Annotated in this window: 14 protein-coding genes and 1 pseudogene; 2 read left to right on the top strand and 13 right to left on the bottom strand. The window is 50.5% G+C overall.

Going from position 1 to position 17326, the window contains the following annotated elements; translation table 11 throughout:
* Positions 1–75: 75 nt before the first annotated feature.
* A pseudogene (locus G5B42_RS08285) lies at positions 76–177 on the top strand (transposase); the annotation flags it as partial.
* A 69-nt stretch (positions 178–246) separates the two neighbouring features.
* Here the strand turns inward: G5B42_RS08285 and galE are convergent.
* From galE to G5B42_RS08225, 13 genes are all read right to left on the bottom strand, one after another.
* On the bottom strand, positions 247–1227 hold the full coding sequence (galE, locus tag G5B42_RS08280) for a UDP-glucose 4-epimerase GalE (protein WP_181339997.1): 981 nt from the start codon (positions 1225–1227) through the stop codon (positions 247–249).
* A gap of 16 nt (positions 1228–1243) precedes the next feature.
* A complete protein-coding gene (locus G5B42_RS08275; RefSeq protein WP_181339996.1) occupies positions 1244–2410 on the bottom strand; it encodes a galactokinase in 1167 nt (388 codons plus the stop codon).
* The gene (gene galT, locus G5B42_RS08270) at positions 2410–3423 is read right to left on the bottom strand and encodes a galactose-1-phosphate uridylyltransferase (RefSeq protein ID WP_181339995.1); all 1014 of its coding nucleotides are present in this window, start codon (positions 3421–3423) and stop codon (positions 2410–2412) included. Before galT ends, G5B42_RS08275 begins: the two co-directional genes overlap by 1 nt.
* Positions 3424–3426: 3 nt before the next feature.
* Positions 3427–3558 (bottom strand): hypothetical protein, encoded by a 132-nt coding sequence (locus tag G5B42_RS12160; protein WP_269206189.1) that lies wholly within the window; start codon positions 3556–3558, stop codon positions 3427–3429.
* A gap of 37 nt (positions 3559–3595) precedes the next feature.
* Positions 3596–4357 (bottom strand): DeoR/GlpR family DNA-binding transcription regulator, encoded by a 762-nt coding sequence (locus G5B42_RS08265; protein ID WP_181339994.1) that lies wholly within the window; start codon positions 4355–4357, stop codon positions 3596–3598.
* Between the two features lie 136 nt (positions 4358–4493).
* Positions 4494–5033: an MCP four helix bundle domain-containing protein gene (locus G5B42_RS08260; RefSeq protein WP_181339993.1), complete on the bottom strand. Its 540-nt coding sequence runs from the start codon at positions 5031–5033 to the stop codon at positions 4494–4496.
* 135 nt (positions 5034–5168) lie between these two features.
* Positions 5169–6185, bottom strand: a complete 1017-nt coding sequence (gene mglC / locus G5B42_RS08255) for a galactose/methyl galactoside ABC transporter permease MglC (protein ID WP_181339992.1) — start codon at positions 6183–6185, stop codon at positions 5169–5171.
* Between the two features lie 18 nt (positions 6186–6203).
* Positions 6204–7697 carry a sugar ABC transporter ATP-binding protein gene (locus G5B42_RS08250; protein ID WP_187350987.1) on the bottom strand — a complete coding sequence of 498 codons (1494 nt, stop codon included), beginning with the start codon at positions 7695–7697 and terminating at the stop codon, positions 6204–6206.
* A gap of 162 nt (positions 7698–7859) precedes the next feature.
* Positions 7860–8828 (bottom strand): galactose ABC transporter substrate-binding protein, encoded by a 969-nt coding sequence (locus G5B42_RS08245; RefSeq protein ID WP_187350986.1) that lies wholly within the window; start codon positions 8826–8828, stop codon positions 7860–7862.
* 789 nt (positions 8829–9617) lie between these two features.
* Positions 9618–10502, bottom strand: coding sequence for a carbohydrate ABC transporter permease (locus tag G5B42_RS08240; protein WP_181339989.1), 885 nt, complete (start codon positions 10500–10502; stop codon positions 9618–9620).
* A complete protein-coding gene (locus G5B42_RS08235) occupies positions 10502–11848 on the bottom strand; it encodes a carbohydrate ABC transporter permease (protein ID WP_181339988.1) in 1347 nt (448 codons plus the stop codon). Before G5B42_RS08235 ends, G5B42_RS08240 begins: the two co-directional genes overlap by 1 nt.
* Positions 11849–11942: 94 nt before the next feature.
* Positions 11943–13199: an ABC transporter substrate-binding protein gene (locus G5B42_RS08230; RefSeq protein WP_181339987.1), complete on the bottom strand. Its 1257-nt coding sequence runs from the start codon at positions 13197–13199 to the stop codon at positions 11943–11945.
* A gap of 267 nt (positions 13200–13466) precedes the next feature.
* On the bottom strand, positions 13467–14486 hold the full coding sequence (locus tag G5B42_RS08225) for a LacI family DNA-binding transcriptional regulator (RefSeq protein ID WP_181339986.1): 1020 nt from the start codon (positions 14484–14486) through the stop codon (positions 13467–13469).
* Positions 14487–14817: 331 nt separating this feature from the next.
* Here G5B42_RS08225 and G5B42_RS08220 point away from each other — a divergent pair, with 331 nt between their 5' ends.
* Positions 14818–17124, top strand: a complete 2307-nt coding sequence (locus tag G5B42_RS08220) for a family 65 glycosyl hydrolase domain-containing protein (protein ID WP_181339985.1) — start codon at positions 14818–14820, stop codon at positions 17122–17124.
* The last annotated feature ends 202 nt before the right edge of the window (positions 17125–17326 follow it).

Here is a 17326-nt window from a genome sequence, read left to right as displayed (position 1 = left end):
TAAAAAACTTAGGCTGTTTTTTTTTTCGTCCTCCCCTTCGTTACATACCACCACGGAACGAGGCAAACCGGGATAACTGAACGTTTAATGAGAGAAATACGGCGCCGGACCCGAGTTGTCGGTAGCTTTCCGGATGGGCACTCGGCATTAATGCTAGTCTGTGCCTGGTTACGACATGCCCACCGCTTTCGGTATATCCAACAAATATTACTCTTCCGCCAGCTGCACATCTTTTTTCCACAACCATTAATACCCATAAGGATGTCGCTGGTGCCACCGCCAGGCAGTCGCGATGATCCGGTCCAACTCCGGATACTTCGGTTTCCAACCCAGTTCCGCCTGGATCTTCGCCGACGACGCAACCAAAACCGCCGGATCCCCCGGCCGCCGCGGCGCATCGATGACCTTAATCTCTTTCCCCGTCACCCGGCGGGCCGTCTCGATCACTTCTTTATTGGAGTAGCCCTGGCCATTGCCCAGGTTATAAATGGTCGATTCCTTCCCGCCGGCAAGGGCTTCCAAGGCCAACAGATGGGCCTGGGAAAGATCGGCCACATGAATATAGTCGCGGATGCAAGTCCCGTCCGGGGTCGGATAGTCCGTCCCGTACAACTGGATATGCTCCCTAACTCCCAAAGCTGTTTTTAGGACGATGGGAATCAGGTGGGTTTCCGGGTCATGGTCTTCACCGATCTCCGCTTCCGGATCGGCACCAGCCGCGTTAAAGTAACGCAGTGAGATATACCGCAAGCCATAAGCCTCCTCGTAAAAGCGGAGCATTCCTTCAAAGGTCAATTTAGAAAAGCCGTAGGGATTGGTGGGGTTTTTCGGGTGATCCTCGGGAATGGGAACCCGTTCCGGTTCCCCGTAGACGGCGGCGGTTGACGAAAAAACAATATATTTCACTCCACTGGCCACCATCGCATCCAATAAAACTTGGCCATTGGCGATATTGTTCCGGAAGTATTTGGCCGGGTTATGCACCGACTCCCCAACCAAACTATGGGCGGCCAAATGAATCACCGCCTCGATCTTTTCTTTCGTCATCAACTCTGTCACCAGATCAAACTGGTTGATGTCCCCTTGCACAAAAGTCCCCCGCAGAACGGCTTCCCGGTGTCCCTTGACGAGATTGTCCAGGACCACCGGTTCGTGCCCTGCCCGGGCCAGGTCTAATGCAACTTGACTGCCTATATAACCGGCCCCTCCGGCCACCAGCACTTTCATGCTTCTCACCCCAATCCTATAAAATCTCTGCGCCGTTGGCGGCCGTACTGACATAGACTTGGGCTTCCATCCCGGTTCGCTTGCGGTATTCCGGCAGAACCCGCCGGGTGAATTCGTCGACGGCACCGGCATGAATAAGGTTTACCGTACACCCACCAAACCCGCCGCCGGTGATCCGGGCGCCCAAAACTCCTTCCACTTTACGCGCCAACGTTACTAAGAGATCTATTTCGGCACAACTTACCTCGTAATCCTCCCGTAACGAATCATGGGATTGGTTGAGCAACTCGCCAAAGAGCCTTAAATCACCGGCTTTAAGCGCCGGAACGCTCCTTAAAACCCGTTCATTTTCGGTAATCACATGGCGACAACGCTTGTAAATCACGGGAGCCATCCTGGTCTGACAAGCCGCGAGCATGTTTAAATCCGCATCGCGTAACGCCTTTACCGATGGAAACTCAGCGGCCAAAACCCGCACCCCGATTTCACATTCCTGCCGCCGGCGGTTATATTCGGAATCAACCAACCGATGTTTGACACCGCTGTGGCAGACCAGGATCCGGTAGTCCCCCAGTTCAAGAGGGATCCGTTCGTAATCCAAGGTTCGACAGTCAATCAACAGCGCATGGTCTTTCTGCCCGAGGAGGGAGATAAACTGGTCCATAATTCCGCATTTCATCCCCACAAAATCATTCTCCGCCCTTTGGCAAAGTAAAGCCAGTTCCGGCAGGGCAAAGTCAAACCCGGTCAGGTGCTTAACGGCAACGGCGGTTGCCACTTCCAAAGCGGCGGAAGAACTTAAACCGGAACCCTGCGGAATCGTTCCCAAAAAAGCGATCTCCATTCCGCACAGCTTTACGCCGGCCTCTTGCAGCGCCCACAGCACCCCCCGGAGATAATTGCTCCAGTGTTCTTCGGGATCATACGCGATGGGATCCGCCAAGGAAAAGGCCACGGTCCTCTCCAAATCGCACGCATGAATCCGGACCAGTTGGTCCGGGCGTTTTCGTGCCGCCATCACAATATCAAAGTTAATCGCCATCGGAAAAACATACCCGTCGTTATAGTCGGTATGCTCCCCAATAAGATTAACGCGGCCCGGTGCCCGCACAATGGTAAGCCCGTTCGCATCCCCGAATACCTTGGCAAAAGCCTCCGTGACAACTGCAACCTCTTGCTTCATCAGTATTCCCCCCTGTCCAAACGGGCCACCTCATCGAGATTCAGGGGCCCAACTCCCCGTAGTTCGGCGGCCTTCTCTTCCGCCAGTGTATCATTGATAAAACTCCCGGCCCCGGATTCACACCCGGCCAAAAACTTCAGTTTTTGGGCTGTCCGGTGCGGGGGATAAAACTCAAAATGAAGATGATAATGGGGATAACGCCCTCCGTCCGTTGGGGCTTGATGCACAACCATTATGTATGGAAAGGAAAAGTTGAAGAGGGCATCATACTTCAAGAGTAATCCTTTCAAAACCAAGGCTAAATCAGACCGGTCTTCGGCCGTAAGCTCCGCCATGGAAGCCAAGTGTTTTTTCGGCGCCAGATACACTTCGTAAGGAAAACGGGCAAAAAAGGGAATAAAAGCAACAAACCGCTCACCCTCAAAAACAAGGCGCCGCCCGTCCTTATACTCCTCCTCCAATGTTGAGCAGAAGAGGCATTTCCCCTGCCGGGCGTAGTACTTTTCGGAAGCGTTCAGTTCCGTTTGGATCTTCGGCGGTATGTAAGGAAAGGCGTAGATCTGACCGTGGGGATGATGAAGCGTAACCCCAACCGCTTCCCCTTTGTTTTCAAAGATAAAAACATACTTGATCTCGCTCCGGGCCCCCAATTCTTCATACCGGTCCTGCCAGACCCGGATCAGATTACGAATCCGCCCCACCGGCATGGTTGCCAAGCTCCCCGTGTGCTTGGGCGAATAAAGGACAACTTCACAGATGCCGACCGCCGGCGCCACCGGGGAGATCGCCGTCGGTTCGACGGCGGGTTCGGGCGGGACTCTTTGCAACGACGGAAACTTGTTCTCAAAAACCACAATATCGTAATCATCCCTTGGTACCTCCGTTGGAAACCCGCCGGGCTTGGTCGGACATAAAGGACAGTAGTCTTTCGGGGGAAGAAAGGTCCGGTCTTGCCGGTGGGTGGCGGTGATCACCCACTCCTCTAAAAACGGATGCCAACGTAACTCAGACATTTTTCATTTCCTTTCTTCGTCTTTTTCCTGTTTTGCCTCTTTGTCAACCGACTTGGAAGCAAAATCATAGAAAATTAGATAACGACCATCACTTTTGGTTATAACTTTCTTATTAAATGTTCCTTCCTGGGCCATCCCCCGCTCCCCCTCTTTTTCCTTTCTATGACCGATCCTAAACCAATTCCACCGGTAAACCGGCTTCTTGTATCAACCGTACCTGTTCCGGATCGGCCTGGTCATCCGTGATCAGTAAATCAAAATCGTCAAGGTCTCCTACTTTGGCGCGGGCTACATTCCCGATCTTACTGGAATCAGCCACCAAAATCTGTCGGCGTGATGCTTTAAGGAAGCGGTTCTTCATTTCCGCTTCCGGAATGTTCACATTGGTCACCCCATAACGAACATCAATTCCATTAGCCCCAATAAAAGCAATGTCCGCATGGACGCGTTCAAGTACAAGATCGGCATAAGGATTCACCAGTGAATGTTGGGTCGCACGCAGGGTCCCGCCCGTCACGATCACGGTAATCTGCGCATAATTCTCCAACCAGGTGGCCACATTTAAAGCGTTGGTCACAACGGTAAGATCCTTGTACCGGACAAGTTGGCGCGCCACTTCCATCACGGTCGTCCCCACATCAAGGATGACGGTATCCCCATCGGAAACCAGTTGCGAAGCACGCCAACCAATCCTTCTCTTCTCTTCCGGAAAGGATAATTCCTCATCCTGATAAGCCCGCTCATAACCGGTCTTGGGATTTAGGATCGCACCACCGTGGGTCCTGAACAGTAAACCCTGCTTTTCAAGGACATCAAGGTCCATTCTGATCGTAACCTCTGAGACAGCAAGTTGCTTCGCCAGATTCGCCACGCGGCATCTTCCTTGTTCGTTCAGGATCTCCAGGATCTTCTTCCGTCGTTCTTCTGGAAACATCCTACCACCTCTACTTTGATTTTACGATTGTTTTCTTTTTTTGTCAATTATTTTATGTTTTTCCCGAACAGTATTTCGTTCGAAAATAAAACTGCACGCGCAGCAATAAAGTGGCTTTTGCGCCAAAACCTTCTCTTTACAGCTTAAACTGTTTAACCATGTTTTGGAGTTCCAACGCCATCCTGGAGAGAATTGAGGCCGAGTTCAAAGCCTCTTCCAGGCTGGCAACTTGTTCTTCCGTGGAAGCCGCCACCTCTTGACTGCGCTGCAAAGACTGTTCGGCAATCGTTGCAATGCTGAGACTGTCTTCTTCCACTTTCCGGATCTCCGTCTTCATTCTTTCCAGTTCTTGGTTGATCGCTTTAATCTGGGCATTTACACGCCCAAGACAATGAGCCCGACAAGGCGGGAACGCAATCCCAATTCGGCGTTGACCACATGGTAGTAACTTAATTCGGTAACTCCTGATCAGGTTGGGAATCTCCTGAGCAGGCGCGATAATATTGTTGGCAATGACGGTCGTTTCCACCATAACTTGCATCTGGTTAATAATTCCGCGCAGCGCCCAATAGGAGGCAATGCTGACCCCTCCAATTACCAGGATTACAACAGCAAACCTCGAGAGCAGTTTGGTTCGCAAGGAAGAAGACTTGAAGAAGGGTTTGATTTTCCACATTTGAAGACCCTCCTTTTATAGAGGAAAGTTTCCGGCAAAAGGAAAAATAAGGGGGAACCAGGGTATAGCCCCTTTCTTCCCCCGTTTTATTTGTGGTAAACCCGTCTCATGCAAACAACTCCAGTAACTTGCGGTTTATTTCCTTCTCCGGTATTTACGGATGTCAAACGCAACCGCCGCGACGATAATCAGACCCTTGATAATCATCTGCCAGTACGGGTTAACGTTAATAAAGGTGAGGCCATAGTTGATCACACTGAAAATCAGAACCCCGGCCAACACCCCGGGCACTTTACCAATCCCGCCGGTTGCCGACACGCCACCGACGACACAAGCGGCGATGGCGTCCAATTCGTACCCTGTCCCGTAGTTATTGGTCGCGCCGCCGGTGCGCCCCGCCTCCAAGACACCGGCCAAACCATACAAGGCGCCCGCCATCGCGTAAACCACCATTAAGTTCTTGCCAATATTGATACCGGAAACCCGCGCTGCTTCAACGTTACCACCGATGGCGTAAACGTTCTTCCCGAATTGGGTCTTATTGGCGATAATCCAAACCACGACCGTAACAACCGCCGCAATAATGACAATATATGGCAAAGAGTACAAACCTTCACCGATCGCGCCGGTTCCCAGTTCAGTCAGGGAACGGTTTAAGCCTCCGATCGGTTGGGAGTTGTTGGGGGGTAAATCAAAATAGATCGAGTTGGCCCCATAAATGATTACCTGCATCCCTAAAGTGGCAATAAAGGGCGGTACCCCAAACCTGGCCACAATAAAACCATTAATCAAGCCCGCCAGCAAGCAGATGGCAACGGCGATTAAGATCGGCAGGATCAGGGGGAGCTGGGGGAGATCCGGATAAAAACGCCGGAGGTAGTCGGGAGACTGCAGCAAAGAAGCGGTAATAACCGCCGCCAGCCCGACCGCTCGTCCCGCGGAAAGGTCAACCCCGCCGGTAAGGATGATAAAGAAGATCCCCAAAGCAATGATGACACGGGTGGACGACTGGATCAGAATATCGCGCAGACAAACAATGGAGATAAACCTTGGGTCGATAAAGGCAATTCCGATGATCAGCAGGATCAGCACTATATAAATGGCATTCATCGTGATAAAGTTCTTGATCTTACGCGACTCGATTAGGCGCATTATTTACCCTCCTTGTGGTTAAGCCATAAATTTAGTGGCCAACCTCATAATGTTTTCCTGCGTCGCCTCTTCCCCGGAAACAAAACCGGACAGGCGTCCTTCACACATAACCATGATGCGGTCCGCCATCCCGATCAGCTCCGGCATCTCCGACGAAATAAATATTATACTCTTCCCCTGTTTCGCCAGGTTGGCCATGATCGTGTAAATCTCGTATTTCGCCCCGACGTCAATGCCACGGGTCGGCTCGTCCAGCAACAAGATCTCCGGTTCGGTCAAGAGCCAGCGGGCAAAGAGGACTTTCTGTTGATTACCGCCGGAGAGGTCCTGGATCAATGTTTTTAGCGAGGGCGTTTTAACATCGAGCATCTCAACAGCCCGCTTTGCTTCCGCCCGCCGGACGCTGTCATCCAACAGTTTGTTGCGTTTTACATATTTAGGCAGATTGGCAATGCAGGTGTTCTCCAAAATATCCAAGACCGGAAAGATACCCGTTGCACGCCGTTCTTCGGTCAAAAGGGCCATCCCCAGTTTTTTCGCCGTGATCGGCGAGTTGATCTTGACCTCTTTTCCTTTATAAAAAATCCGACCACTTTCCACCGCGCGCAAACCGAATAAAGCTTCAATCAGTTCGGTCCTTTGCGCACCTACCAAGCCGCCGATACCAAGGATTTCGCCATGATATAATTCGAAACTAATATCCTTGAAAGATTTAAAAATGGGGGAAGTTAACCCTTCAACGCGTAAGATCACTTCCGTGCTGGGTTTACTTTCCCGCGGAGGGAAGCGATTGGTCAGCGGGCGCCCCACCATTCTGGAGATGATTAAATCGTTGGTCAATTCGGCTGCCGGCCAATCCCCAACCTTTTTCCCGTCCCGTAAAATTGTGACTTCATCTGCAATCTTCAAGATCTCCTCAATTTTATGGGAAATATAAATAATTGCCACACCACGGTTTTTAAGATCCCGAATAATCTCAAAAAGTCGTTTCACCTCATGCTCGGTCAAAGAAGAACTGGGTTCATCCATAATTATGACCTTGGCGTCGTAGGAAACAGCCCGCGCAATCTCTAACAACTGGATCCGGGATACGGACATCCTTCCGACAATCTCTTTCGGATCAATATCCATCCGCAGATTATCAAAGAGTTCTTTTGTATCCCGGTACATTTTACGCTCGTCAATAAAGGTAAACGGCCCGATCCTTTTCAGCGGAAACCGGCCGAGCCAAATATTCTCCATCACATTGCGGTGGAGGTTGGAATGCAGCTCCTGGTGAATCATGGAAATACCATGATCCAACGCCTCTTTGGCGTTTTGAATCTCTACTTTTTTGCCGTTGATAATGATTTCCCCGGCATCGGGTTTATACAAACCAAATAAGCACTTCATCAGCGTCGACTTACCGGCGCCATTTTCCCCCATCAAAGCATGCACCGTACCCGGTCGCACTTTGAACGTTACGCCATCCAACGCCTTAACGCCTGGAAACTCTTTTGAGATATTGTTCATTTCAAGAACGTATTTATCATTATTCACATCATAACGCCCCCTGTCATCTCTTCTCCCTGATCCTTTTTGAGAGAGAGCAAGGGAGCAAATTTGCGCAATTGCCCCCTTGCCCCTACCGTTACGTTATGTCTAACTCAGGATCTGCTGCTTATCCAAGTCGGATTATAAGGCGTCTTGCCAGTTTTCAATTGTAATCTTCCGGTACGGAATCCAGACGTATTTCCCATCAGTAATTTCATAACCGGTGTTTTCTTTGGTCGGTGTTTTGCCTTGGGCTAAAACATAGGCCAGTTCAAGGGTGGCCTTCCCTTGGTTCTTCGCATCATTAAGGACGGTACCGAGCAGAGTTCCTTCCTTCAAGGCCTCCAGAGCCGGAGCAGTCGCGTCCACACCGACAACCGGCATGTACTTGCCGCCCCTGAAATAACCGGCCGCCCGTAGAGCTTCGATTGCGCCTAACGCCATATCGTCGTTGTTGGCAAAGACGGCTTCAATTTTGTCGCCATGGCTGGCTAAGAACGCCGCCATTTTTTCTTGCCCGTTAACCCGGTTCCACATCGCAGTGTCTTGCGCGAGGCATTGCACTTTGATCCCGGCATCGGTAACCGCTTTAATAGAATACTCGGTCCTTAGCTCGGCATCTTGGTGCCCGGGTTCTCCTGTCAGCATGACGTACTGCAGAACACCGTCGCCATTCTTGTCGGCTTCCGGATGTGCTTTCCAGTAGTCAACGATTAATTGCCCGGAGATTGTCCCGGATTCCTCGGCTCTTGCCCCTACGTAGTAAACTTTATCCCATTTTTGCATATCATCGGGGAAGGGTTCCCGGTTAAAGAAGACCACCGGAATATTGGCCCTCTTGGCTTTGTCGATGATCACGCCGGCCGCGGCGCGGTCCACCGGGTTAATGGCCAGAGCATCCACTCTTTTGGTGATAAACAGATCGATGCGGTCGTTCTGAATCGGTTGAGAATTCTGGCTGTCAACCATCTCTACTCTGGCTTTGCCTTTAGCCGCCTCTAAAATGGCATTCCGCACTCCCGTCATGAAGGTATCGTCAAATTTATAGATCGCGCAACCGATATTAACTTGACGAGCAGCCATCCCTGAAACCGAAACCACTAACAACATGACCAAGAAGAGAAAGAGAACCGTCCGTTTCACTCAAAAACCCTCCTGACTTTTTATTTTTTTCCCCGGAAAGGTAAACGATCCCATTTATTCCCTGGCATCCCCTCCTTTCAAATTTATATTTTGATGGTTTCAAAATAACAAACAAACTGAAACCAATTGAAAGAAACTATAAATTATATTCCTCCCCAACCTTTCCATTCCTTCTTTTTGTAACGAAAATTTTTTCTTTTATTAAATACAAGGTAACTTAACCTTTCGATCTTCTTTCGTTTATACAAAAAAAGACCGGGTTTTCATGTTTCCCCGGTCTCTTTGTATACTGCTCTGCTTAGCTGCGAAGGAAAGAGCATCTTTACTTGGATTATTGCCGCGTTACTTACTTCATTGGGTAGAAAAGACGTTGCAATGACCAAACAATAATTTTTTGTTTATTCCCTGGTACGACTGTAAAAGGACCATTACTTTCCCTTTTTTTCGACCTATGCCGCGTTGCTTGAGAACAGAGCGGTATTACATACTCATATTAGCAGCTAAAAGCGGGATTGTAAACTAAAAGATAATACCTGAAATAAAGTTTATTCCCGGTGTTGTGACATAATGTAATACCCTTTGTTTTATGTCCCTCCTTCCCGTCACCTTCAATGCCTCCTTTGACCAAAACGACCCGGTCGTTGGCGGTTTCCTGCACATTTTTTTCGTAAAGCTGCGGAAAAACCAGTACTTCGATGGCGCCCAAAAACGGTTGACTGGAGCGTCTTCCAGTCCGTCGTCCACCGTTTTTTTTATTTATCCCTTAATGGCGCCAGCCGCCACCCCTTTAATGATGTACTTCTGCAAGGCCAGATAGAAGACGACAATCGGCGAAGCCGACAGGACCAAAGAGGCCATGGCCAGGGCCATCTCCTTCCGGTACATCCCGAAGAAAATGTGTTGCGCCAACTGCAAGGTGGAGCGGCTCGGGAGAATAATGAGGGGTAAGAGAAAGTCGTTCCAGATCCAGAGCACATCAAGGATGGCAATGGTGGCGTGGATCGGCCCCAAAAGCGGAAAGACCAGCCGGAAGAAGATGGTGATCACCGACGCCCCGTCAATCGCCGCCGATTCCTCGATTTGCACCGGAATTGTCTTAATAAACCCATGGTACATAAAGACCGCCAACGGACAACCAAGCCCGATGTAAATCGGGATAATCCCCAAAACATTCTTTAAGTTCAGTTTGGTCGCGGTTACATTGAGCGGAATCATGACGGTTTGGAAGGGGACCACCATATTGAAGACAAACAGGAAATACAGCGCCCAGCTAAGCTTGCTGCGGGTCCGGACCAGAATGTACGCGGCCATTGAGCTGACCAAGATGATCCCGATCGTACTCAATGCCGTAATCACAAAAGTATTCCCGATGACCACCGGAAAGTTAATCTCTTTCCAGGCCTGAACGTAATTGTCAAGACCAAAATGTTTTGGCATGGCCAGCGGATTCAAGGCGATCTCGGCGTCGCTTTTAAAGGAGTTGATCAGCGTCAAGAACACTGGGAACAAAAAGGCGAAAGCCGCCAGGAACATCACGATCTCCAAAACGATCCAGCCTAACTTCTTATAGTCAGTATCTTTTTTTTCCAGACGCATTAACTCTTCCATCATCGGCTGCTTCGCCGTTGGCAGCTTCGCCATCATAATTCCACCTCCCGTTTTTTCATCAGGGACAACTGGATACTGGTCAGAATAATGATGATCACGCAAAGGAGAATGGCTTTCGCCGTGGCATAGCCATACCGGTTTTGCATAAAAGCCGTTTTGTAAATGTCAATCACGATCGAAGTGGTGGCGTAACCCGGTCCGCCCTGGTTCAGGGCCCACAAGATATCAAAGGTCTTTAGGGAGTTGGCCAGACTGTAGAAAAAGCAAATGGTAAAAGCCGGCATCAGCATAGGAAAGCGAACGTGCAGTAAACGTTGGAACCAATTGGCCCCGTCAACCTCCGCCGCCTCCGTGAGTTCTCCCGGGATTGTCTGGAGGCCGGCCAGATAAATCACCATCAAATAACCGCATCCTTGCCAGACCGCGACCATCAGCGTGGCATAGGGGGCCAGATCGGGACTGCCCAACCAAACCGCGATCCCGGTCAGGACCGGGAAGATTAACCTAAACATGAACGACCAAACATAGGCGACAATGATCAGACTGATAACGTTGGGTAAAAAGAACATGGACCTGAGCACATTGCGGAACCGCAGTTTACTGTCGAGGATTAAGGCCAAGATCAAGGCCAAGAGATTTGCACCGATCACATTATAAAAGGTGAAAAATAAGGTAAAGCCGATAACGCCCCGTTCCCATCGGTAATCATAATAATAATCACTCAACAACAGACGGAGACGATCCTCCGTTTCCCAACTCATCTCCTCCGTAGTCAATTCATGGACCTTTTCTTTCTGGTTATATGGATAAAGGGACAAGAGAAAAGCCTTGTCTTCTTCATCATCGATATGGTCCAGCACTTTCCGTTGGAAGTCCTTTGCTTTAAAAGTTAACGGCAGATCGTCAAACTCACTAAACAGGTACCGCTTCATCCGCTGCGGTAAAAACCGCCGGTCCTTCAGCATCTCCCTGAAGTTTTCCAAGCCAATGAATTTGATCGGAGTAATCCCTACCTTCTTCAGGATCCTTTTAATCTCTTTCCGTTCTTGGTCCGTCAATTGTCTGGTAACAGTTCCTTCCCCCGGGGTATCCGCTTCAATCCAGTTTTGCAGCTGATAAAACTGGCCGGTGGCATCCAGCCGGTAATACTTCTGGATGTTCGCCAGTTCCTTTTCACTTTTCAGCAAGGCCAGAACTTCTTGTTCAAACTCGCCTTTTTTCATGCTCAGAGGAATCTCCGGAACGATCCCGTTCCAATCGGTAAAGGAATAGGTTACGCCCTGGATTAGAGGAAAGATGAAAAAGGTAGCATATAATGCTAAAGCTGGTAACAGAAACAGACAGAAGTAGAAGACCTTACTCCTCTTGGAAGCAACCATCTTTTCTCTCCCCCTTTTCCGGCAAAAGCACAAATGGTAGAAAAAGGGAAGAGAAAAATTTTCTACTTCCCTTTTTCCTTTCGCGCTGACTCTTTTATTTGCTGATCTCCCGTTTCCAGGTTTGGTCGATAAACTCAATCACACTGTTGGCATCACGCAACCCGAGCATATATTCCTGTGCACCGGTCTTGCAAGCATCCTCGAAGACCGCCACCGGATACATGGAGAAGGCCCAAGGATTGGTTTTGCCTTCGTTCATGTACCGAACGAGATCTTGGAACGGGGGTTCCATCTTTGAAACGTCCGCGCCTTTGAAGGTGGGAACTAGCTTGCAGTCTTCCACCCACATCTTGATGGCTTCCGGAGTGGACAGCCAATCCAAGAAGAGTTTGGCCGCTCTCATCTCCGCCGGACTGGCCGTCGCGGCGATCGCAAAGGTCGAGTCCACGTCGGCAAAGAGTTTGTTGTCCGCCGGATTATTGCTGACCGGGAAGGGGATAAAGCCGCAATTCAGGTTCGGATTGATCTGCAGGCAAGCCTGGTAAGCCCACAAACCTTGGACCATCATCGCCGCTTCACCGGCGGCAAAAGCAGCGTGTTGCTCCGCCTGATCCATTTCGGCTGCATTCGGATGGAGGTTAGCTTTATAGAAATCGAGCAGTCTGAACAGCTGTCTGGTATCAATTGGATCGGCAAAGGAGGCTTTGCCTTGGTTCATCTTTTCCATCCAAGGCATCAACTTGTCGCCGGCCAAGGTGGTATGGAGCATGGAAATAATATGCCCCATCGACCAGTTGGCCTTCAACAGAGCGGAAAACGGTACCACACCATTGCGTTTGAGCGTATTACAAACCTGTTGTAACTCGTTAAAGGTGGTCGGCGGTTTTAAACCGTATTTATCGAAGATATCCTTGTTATAAATAATCCCAATACCGGCCAAGTCCATGGGCAAAGCGTAAATCCGGCCGTTGTATGTAACCGCATTTTTCGCCCCATCCGCCACTTTGGCCATCACCGGTTCATCGGTCAGATCCGCCAACCAGCCCGCGGCGGCAAACTCATAGACGGCCGCATAGGATTGGAGCTGAATAATGGCCGGAGCATCCCCACTGGCCATCCTGGCCTTTAGGGTCACCATGTTGTCATTGGGAATCATCGTCAGTTTAATGGAGATATCCGGGTACTTCTTGGAGAAGGCCGCGGCCATGTCCTTCATCTGTCTTACGATCTCTTGCTTGTAATAGTAGAGTTCGATTTCGGTTTTTTGCGCCGCAAAAAGCGGAACGGCCCCAGCGATTAACATCAAAACAAGCAGACTACCCAACAAAACCTTACCAAACAACGTTTTCATTTTCTAACCTCCTACTGATTATTTTGTGATCTGGGTTTAGCCCGATGTAAACTCCCACACCACCTCCTTGGTGTCTAAAAAGCCAAGAACTTCCGCAATTTTAACCTCGTTTTACGCTAACGTTTGCATTAACAAGTTTAATTTATTCTTTGCCAAATCATAGAATCCTTCCGTTTCCGGTAATTTTTCTTTGATTTATTTTTATCTGGTTCTAACTGCGGTTTTTCTTCATTTTCTCAGAGGCCGGCCGTTCCCGCCCTCCACAGCTTAACGCGCTTTTGCCCCACAGGATTCCCGGATGATCAGTTCGGAAGAGAGGATTTTCTGGGGCGGGGTCACTTCCTTCCCATGCAAAACGGCGATCATCATCTCGGCGGCAGTTTTTCCCATCTCATAAATGGGAATTTGCACCGTGGTCAACGGCGGATCCAGCAGGTTCGCAAAGGCGTCGTCATTGAAACCAACCACCGCCACATCCTGGGGAATACGCAAGTTCTCCTCTTTAACCGCGCGATAGACCCCGATCGCCATCAGATCATCCGTGAGGAAAAAGGCGGTCGGGCGCGGCTTTTGCTTTAAGAGCTCCTTCCCCATTCGGTAATCGTCCTCATGGTGGTTCTCCAGATTGCGGACATAACGCGGATCGACAGCGACCCCGAATTCCTGCAAGGCCATACAGTATCCCTGATACCGGTCCTGACAAAAGGTATATTCAGACGGGCCGTTTAAAAAAGCAATTCGGCGGTGCCCCAGGTTAAGAAGGTGCCGGACCGCGGTATAGGCGGCCTGAATGTTGTCATTGTTCACCGCATAGTGATGTTGCATACCATTCACCCGGCCAACCACCACAAACGGGTAGTTATTCCGGGAAAGTTCCCGGATCAAATCGTCATTGACCCGGGGGGCTAAAAGAATCAGGCCGTCAACCCGTCGCTCCATCACCATTTGCAAGCCTTGTTTGGCCTCGTCTTTATAGTTCTCCGCCGTGGCCAAAGCCAAAGTATACTGGTGTTTTTGCGCCACTTTACCGATTCCGCGCAGGATCTCGGAGAAAAAAGGATTGGAAAAGGCGCTCTCCGTGGAGCGGGAAAGAATGAGGCCCAAAGCATGGCTGGAGCACTTAATCAAACTCCGGGCAATATAATTCGGATGGTACCCCAACTCCTGCATAGCCAGGCGCACCCGTTCTTTGGTGGACTCACTGATACTTTTATGATCCGAAATCACCCGGGAAACGGTTGACGGCGATACCTTCGCCACCCGGGCAACATCCTTAATCGTAACCACTTCAATCCCATCCTTTTCGTCAACATTCTATGCAACGTTTGCATTACTAAAACTTTTTTCGGCTTTCCACCCTTGATCCCTGCTTGTTTCCGATGAAAAATAAACCCAGCCGCAAGCTGTGCGCCGCGCCACCGGCCAACCGTTGAACGTAAGCCCCGGAAACCATTGTAATCTATTGATTACGCAAACGTTTGATTGACACCCACCAGCCCTTTATTTATAATTGAATCAAATCTGGAACAGTATCCTGCCCTAAACCTGTCTTTTATTATTACAAAGAACGTCCTATAACCACGGTTGGCCAAGTACCACAAGCAAAGGAGGCAAAAGTATGACCCACCGGTTCATTGATGACGAATGGAAAATCATCGAAGAAGGATTCGCCCCGGAAGAAAGCCGCTTTACGGAAAGTATCTTTACACTGGGAAACGAACACATGGGGCTCCGGGGTTTTTTTGAGGAACGTTACACGGGGGACAGTTTGCCTGGAATCTACCTGGCCGGTGTTTATTATCCCGACAAAACAAAGGTTGGATGGTGGAAGAACGGCTATCCCGAATATTTCGCCAAAGTGATCAACTCCACCAACTGGATCGGGATTGATATTGAGATTAACGGCATCCCCCTTGATTTAGCCACCTCCAAGTTCCGGGACTTTCGCCGGGAGCTGGATATGAAAAACGGCCGTTTGACCCGGTCCTTTGTCTGGACCGGTCCGCGCGGGGAAGAGATTGTCTTCACCTTTACCCGTTTCTTAAGCATGACCCGGAAAAACATTGCCTGCCTCGCAGTGGAGGTCAATTCACTCAATTTCAACGGGGTCATCACCCTCCTGCCCTATCTGGACGGGGATGTAACCAACGAAGACGCCAATTACGGCGAAAAATTCTGGACCAAAATCAACCAGGAGCTCACCGCGGAGACCGCCCTGCTAACGATGGAAACAAAGAAGACCGGGTTTCGCGTCGCCACCGCCATGGCCACCGCGCTGCACAACCGCCATCCGGAAACACCGCTGCCGGCCAAAAAGGAGCTCTGCTCCGCCGAGGAGCTGGTCGGCTACCGTTACTCGGTACCGGTAACGGCCGGAGCCCGCTTTACACTCCATAAACTGGTGGCGGTCTGTACGTCGCGCGACTTTGCCAAAGCCGACCTGGAAACCACCAGCCGGGCTAAGCTGGCGAAAGCCCTGGCCGACGGTTACGACCTTTTATACGAAGAACACCGCGCCAAACTGCACGCCATGTGGGAAGAATACGATGTGGTTATTACCGGGGACATCCGCGCCCAACAGGGGATCCGTTATTGCATCTTCCAGTTGCTCTCTACCTACGCCGGTTCCGATCCCCGCCTGAACATCGGCCCAAAGGGCTTCAGCGGGGAAAAATACGGCGGGGTGGTCTACTGGGATACGGAAGCTTTCTGCTTCCCCTTTTATCTGTATACCAACGCGGAAATCGCCAAAAATCTCCTTTTCTTCCGCTACCGCCAACTGGACAAGGCCAAGGAAAACGCGGCCAAATTGGGGTTGAAAGGCGCGCTCTACCCCATGGTCACCATCGACGGCACCGAATGCCATAATGAATGGGAGATCACCTTTGAAGAGATCCACAGAAACGGTGCCATCGCCTATGCCATCCACAATTACACCCGCTACACCGGCGACCAGAGTTACCTGTTGGATTACGGCCTGGAGATCCTGGTCGAGATCAGCCGGTTCTGGGCCGACCGGGTCACCTATCATCCGCGGAAAGACTGTTACATGATCCTGGGGGTGACCGGCCCGAACGAATATGAAAACAACGTCAACAATAATTGGTACACCAACCTGATGGCGGCCTGGACCCTGACGTACACAATCGACAGCCTGAACCTCCTCCAGACTGAAAACCAAGCAAAATACGCCGCCTTCATCGACAAAACCGGGCTCACCGCCGAAGAGCTCAACCAGTGGCGGACCATCACCGAAAAGATGTATTATCCTTACGTTGAAGAGCTGGGCATCTTCGAACAAAATGACCTCTATATGGATAAAGAGCTGCAGGTGGTGGCCGATCTGCCCCCGAGCGAACTGCCTTTGAATAAACACTGGTCGTGGGACCGGATTTTACGCTCGTGCTTCATCAAACAGGCCGATGTAGTCCAGGGTCTGTACTTTTTCCCCGAGAAGTTCGACCGAGAAACCGTCCGCCGCAACTTTGACTTCTACGAACCCCGGACCGTCCACGAATCTTCCCTCTCGCCCAGCGTCCACTCGATCGTGGCCAGCCGGATCGGTTACAAAGATAAGGCCTACGCGCTTTATCTCCGCACCGCCCGTTTGGACCTGGATAATTACAATGCGGATACCGACGACGGCATCCACCTGACCAGTATGGCAGGGAGCTGGACGGCCATTGTCGAAGGCTTCGCCGGCCTCGCCGTCCGGAACGACCGTCTGACGCTGGCGCCCTATCTCCCGGGCCCTTGGACCAGCTATTCCTTTAAAATCACCTTCCGGGGGCGGAAACTCCGGATCACCGTCGACCGGGAACAGGTGAGCGTCCAACTGCTGGCGGGGGCGCCCTTGACGATCGTGGTTTATGATGACGAGGTGGCTCTGGCCCCTGACTTCTGCAGAACGTTGAAGACAAGATAAACACAAAAAGCAAAAAAAGACAAGGGTTGTTTTTCATTCGTCAGCACAAAAAAGACCGGGGGGACATGTTTCCCCGGTCTCTTCGTTTTCCGCTCTGCCCCGGCTCCGGTTTAAGCTGCGTCTTTTCGTGGTCTGTTGCTGCCTTTAGTAGTTCGTAATATACAGCGTCAGTTGGGTTGACCAATACTCTTGTTACTTCCGT

Source organism: Capillibacterium thermochitinicola (assembly GCF_013664685.1).
In the GTDB taxonomy this organism is placed as follows: Bacteria; Bacillota; UBA4882; order UBA10575; family UBA10575; genus Capillibacterium; species Capillibacterium thermochitinicola.
This window is presented reverse-complemented; position numbering and strand designations above follow the sequence as displayed.

Excerpts from the sequence above, each read along its gene's own strand:
- galE (WP_181339997.1), bottom strand. The coding sequence starts at position 1,227 with ATGAAAGTGCTGGTGGCCGGAGGGGCCGGTTATATAGGCAGTCAAGTT.
- G5B42_RS08275 (WP_181339996.1), bottom strand. The coding sequence starts at position 2,410 with ATGAAGCAAGAGGTTGCAGTTGTCACGGAGGCTTTTGCCAAGGTATTC.
- galT (WP_181339995.1), bottom strand. The coding sequence starts at position 3,423 with ATGTCTGAGTTACGTTGGCATCCGTTTTTAGAGGAGTGGGTGATCACC.
- G5B42_RS12160 (WP_269206189.1), bottom strand. The coding sequence starts at position 3,558 with ATGGCCCAGGAAGGAACATTTAATAAGAAAGTTATAACCAAAAGTGAT.
- G5B42_RS08265 (WP_181339994.1), bottom strand. The coding sequence starts at position 4,357 with ATGTTTCCAGAAGAACGACGGAAGAAGATCCTGGAGATCCTGAACGAA.
- G5B42_RS08260 (WP_181339993.1), bottom strand. The coding sequence starts at position 5,033 with ATGTGGAAAATCAAACCCTTCTTCAAGTCTTCTTCCTTGCGAACCAAA.
- mglC (WP_181339992.1), bottom strand. The coding sequence starts at position 6,185 with ATGCGCCTAATCGAGTCGCGTAAGATCAAGAACTTTATCACGATGAAT.
- G5B42_RS08250 (WP_187350987.1), bottom strand. The coding sequence starts at position 7,697 with ATGAACAATATCTCAAAAGAGTTTCCAGGCGTTAAGGCGTTGGATGGC.
- G5B42_RS08245 (WP_187350986.1), bottom strand. The coding sequence starts at position 8,828 with ATGTTGTTAGTGGTTTCGGTTTCAGGGATGGCTGCTCGTCAAGTTAAT.
- G5B42_RS08240 (WP_181339989.1), bottom strand. The coding sequence starts at position 10,502 with ATGGCGAAGCTGCCAACGGCGAAGCAGCCGATGATGGAAGAGTTAATG.
- G5B42_RS08235 (WP_181339988.1), bottom strand. The coding sequence starts at position 11,848 with ATGGTTGCTTCCAAGAGGAGTAAGGTCTTCTACTTCTGTCTGTTTCTG.
- G5B42_RS08230 (WP_181339987.1), bottom strand. The coding sequence starts at position 13,199 with ATGAAAACGTTGTTTGGTAAGGTTTTGTTGGGTAGTCTGCTTGTTTTG.
- G5B42_RS08220 (WP_181339985.1), top strand. The coding sequence starts at position 14,818 with ATGACCCACCGGTTCATTGATGACGAATGGAAAATCATCGAAGAAGGA.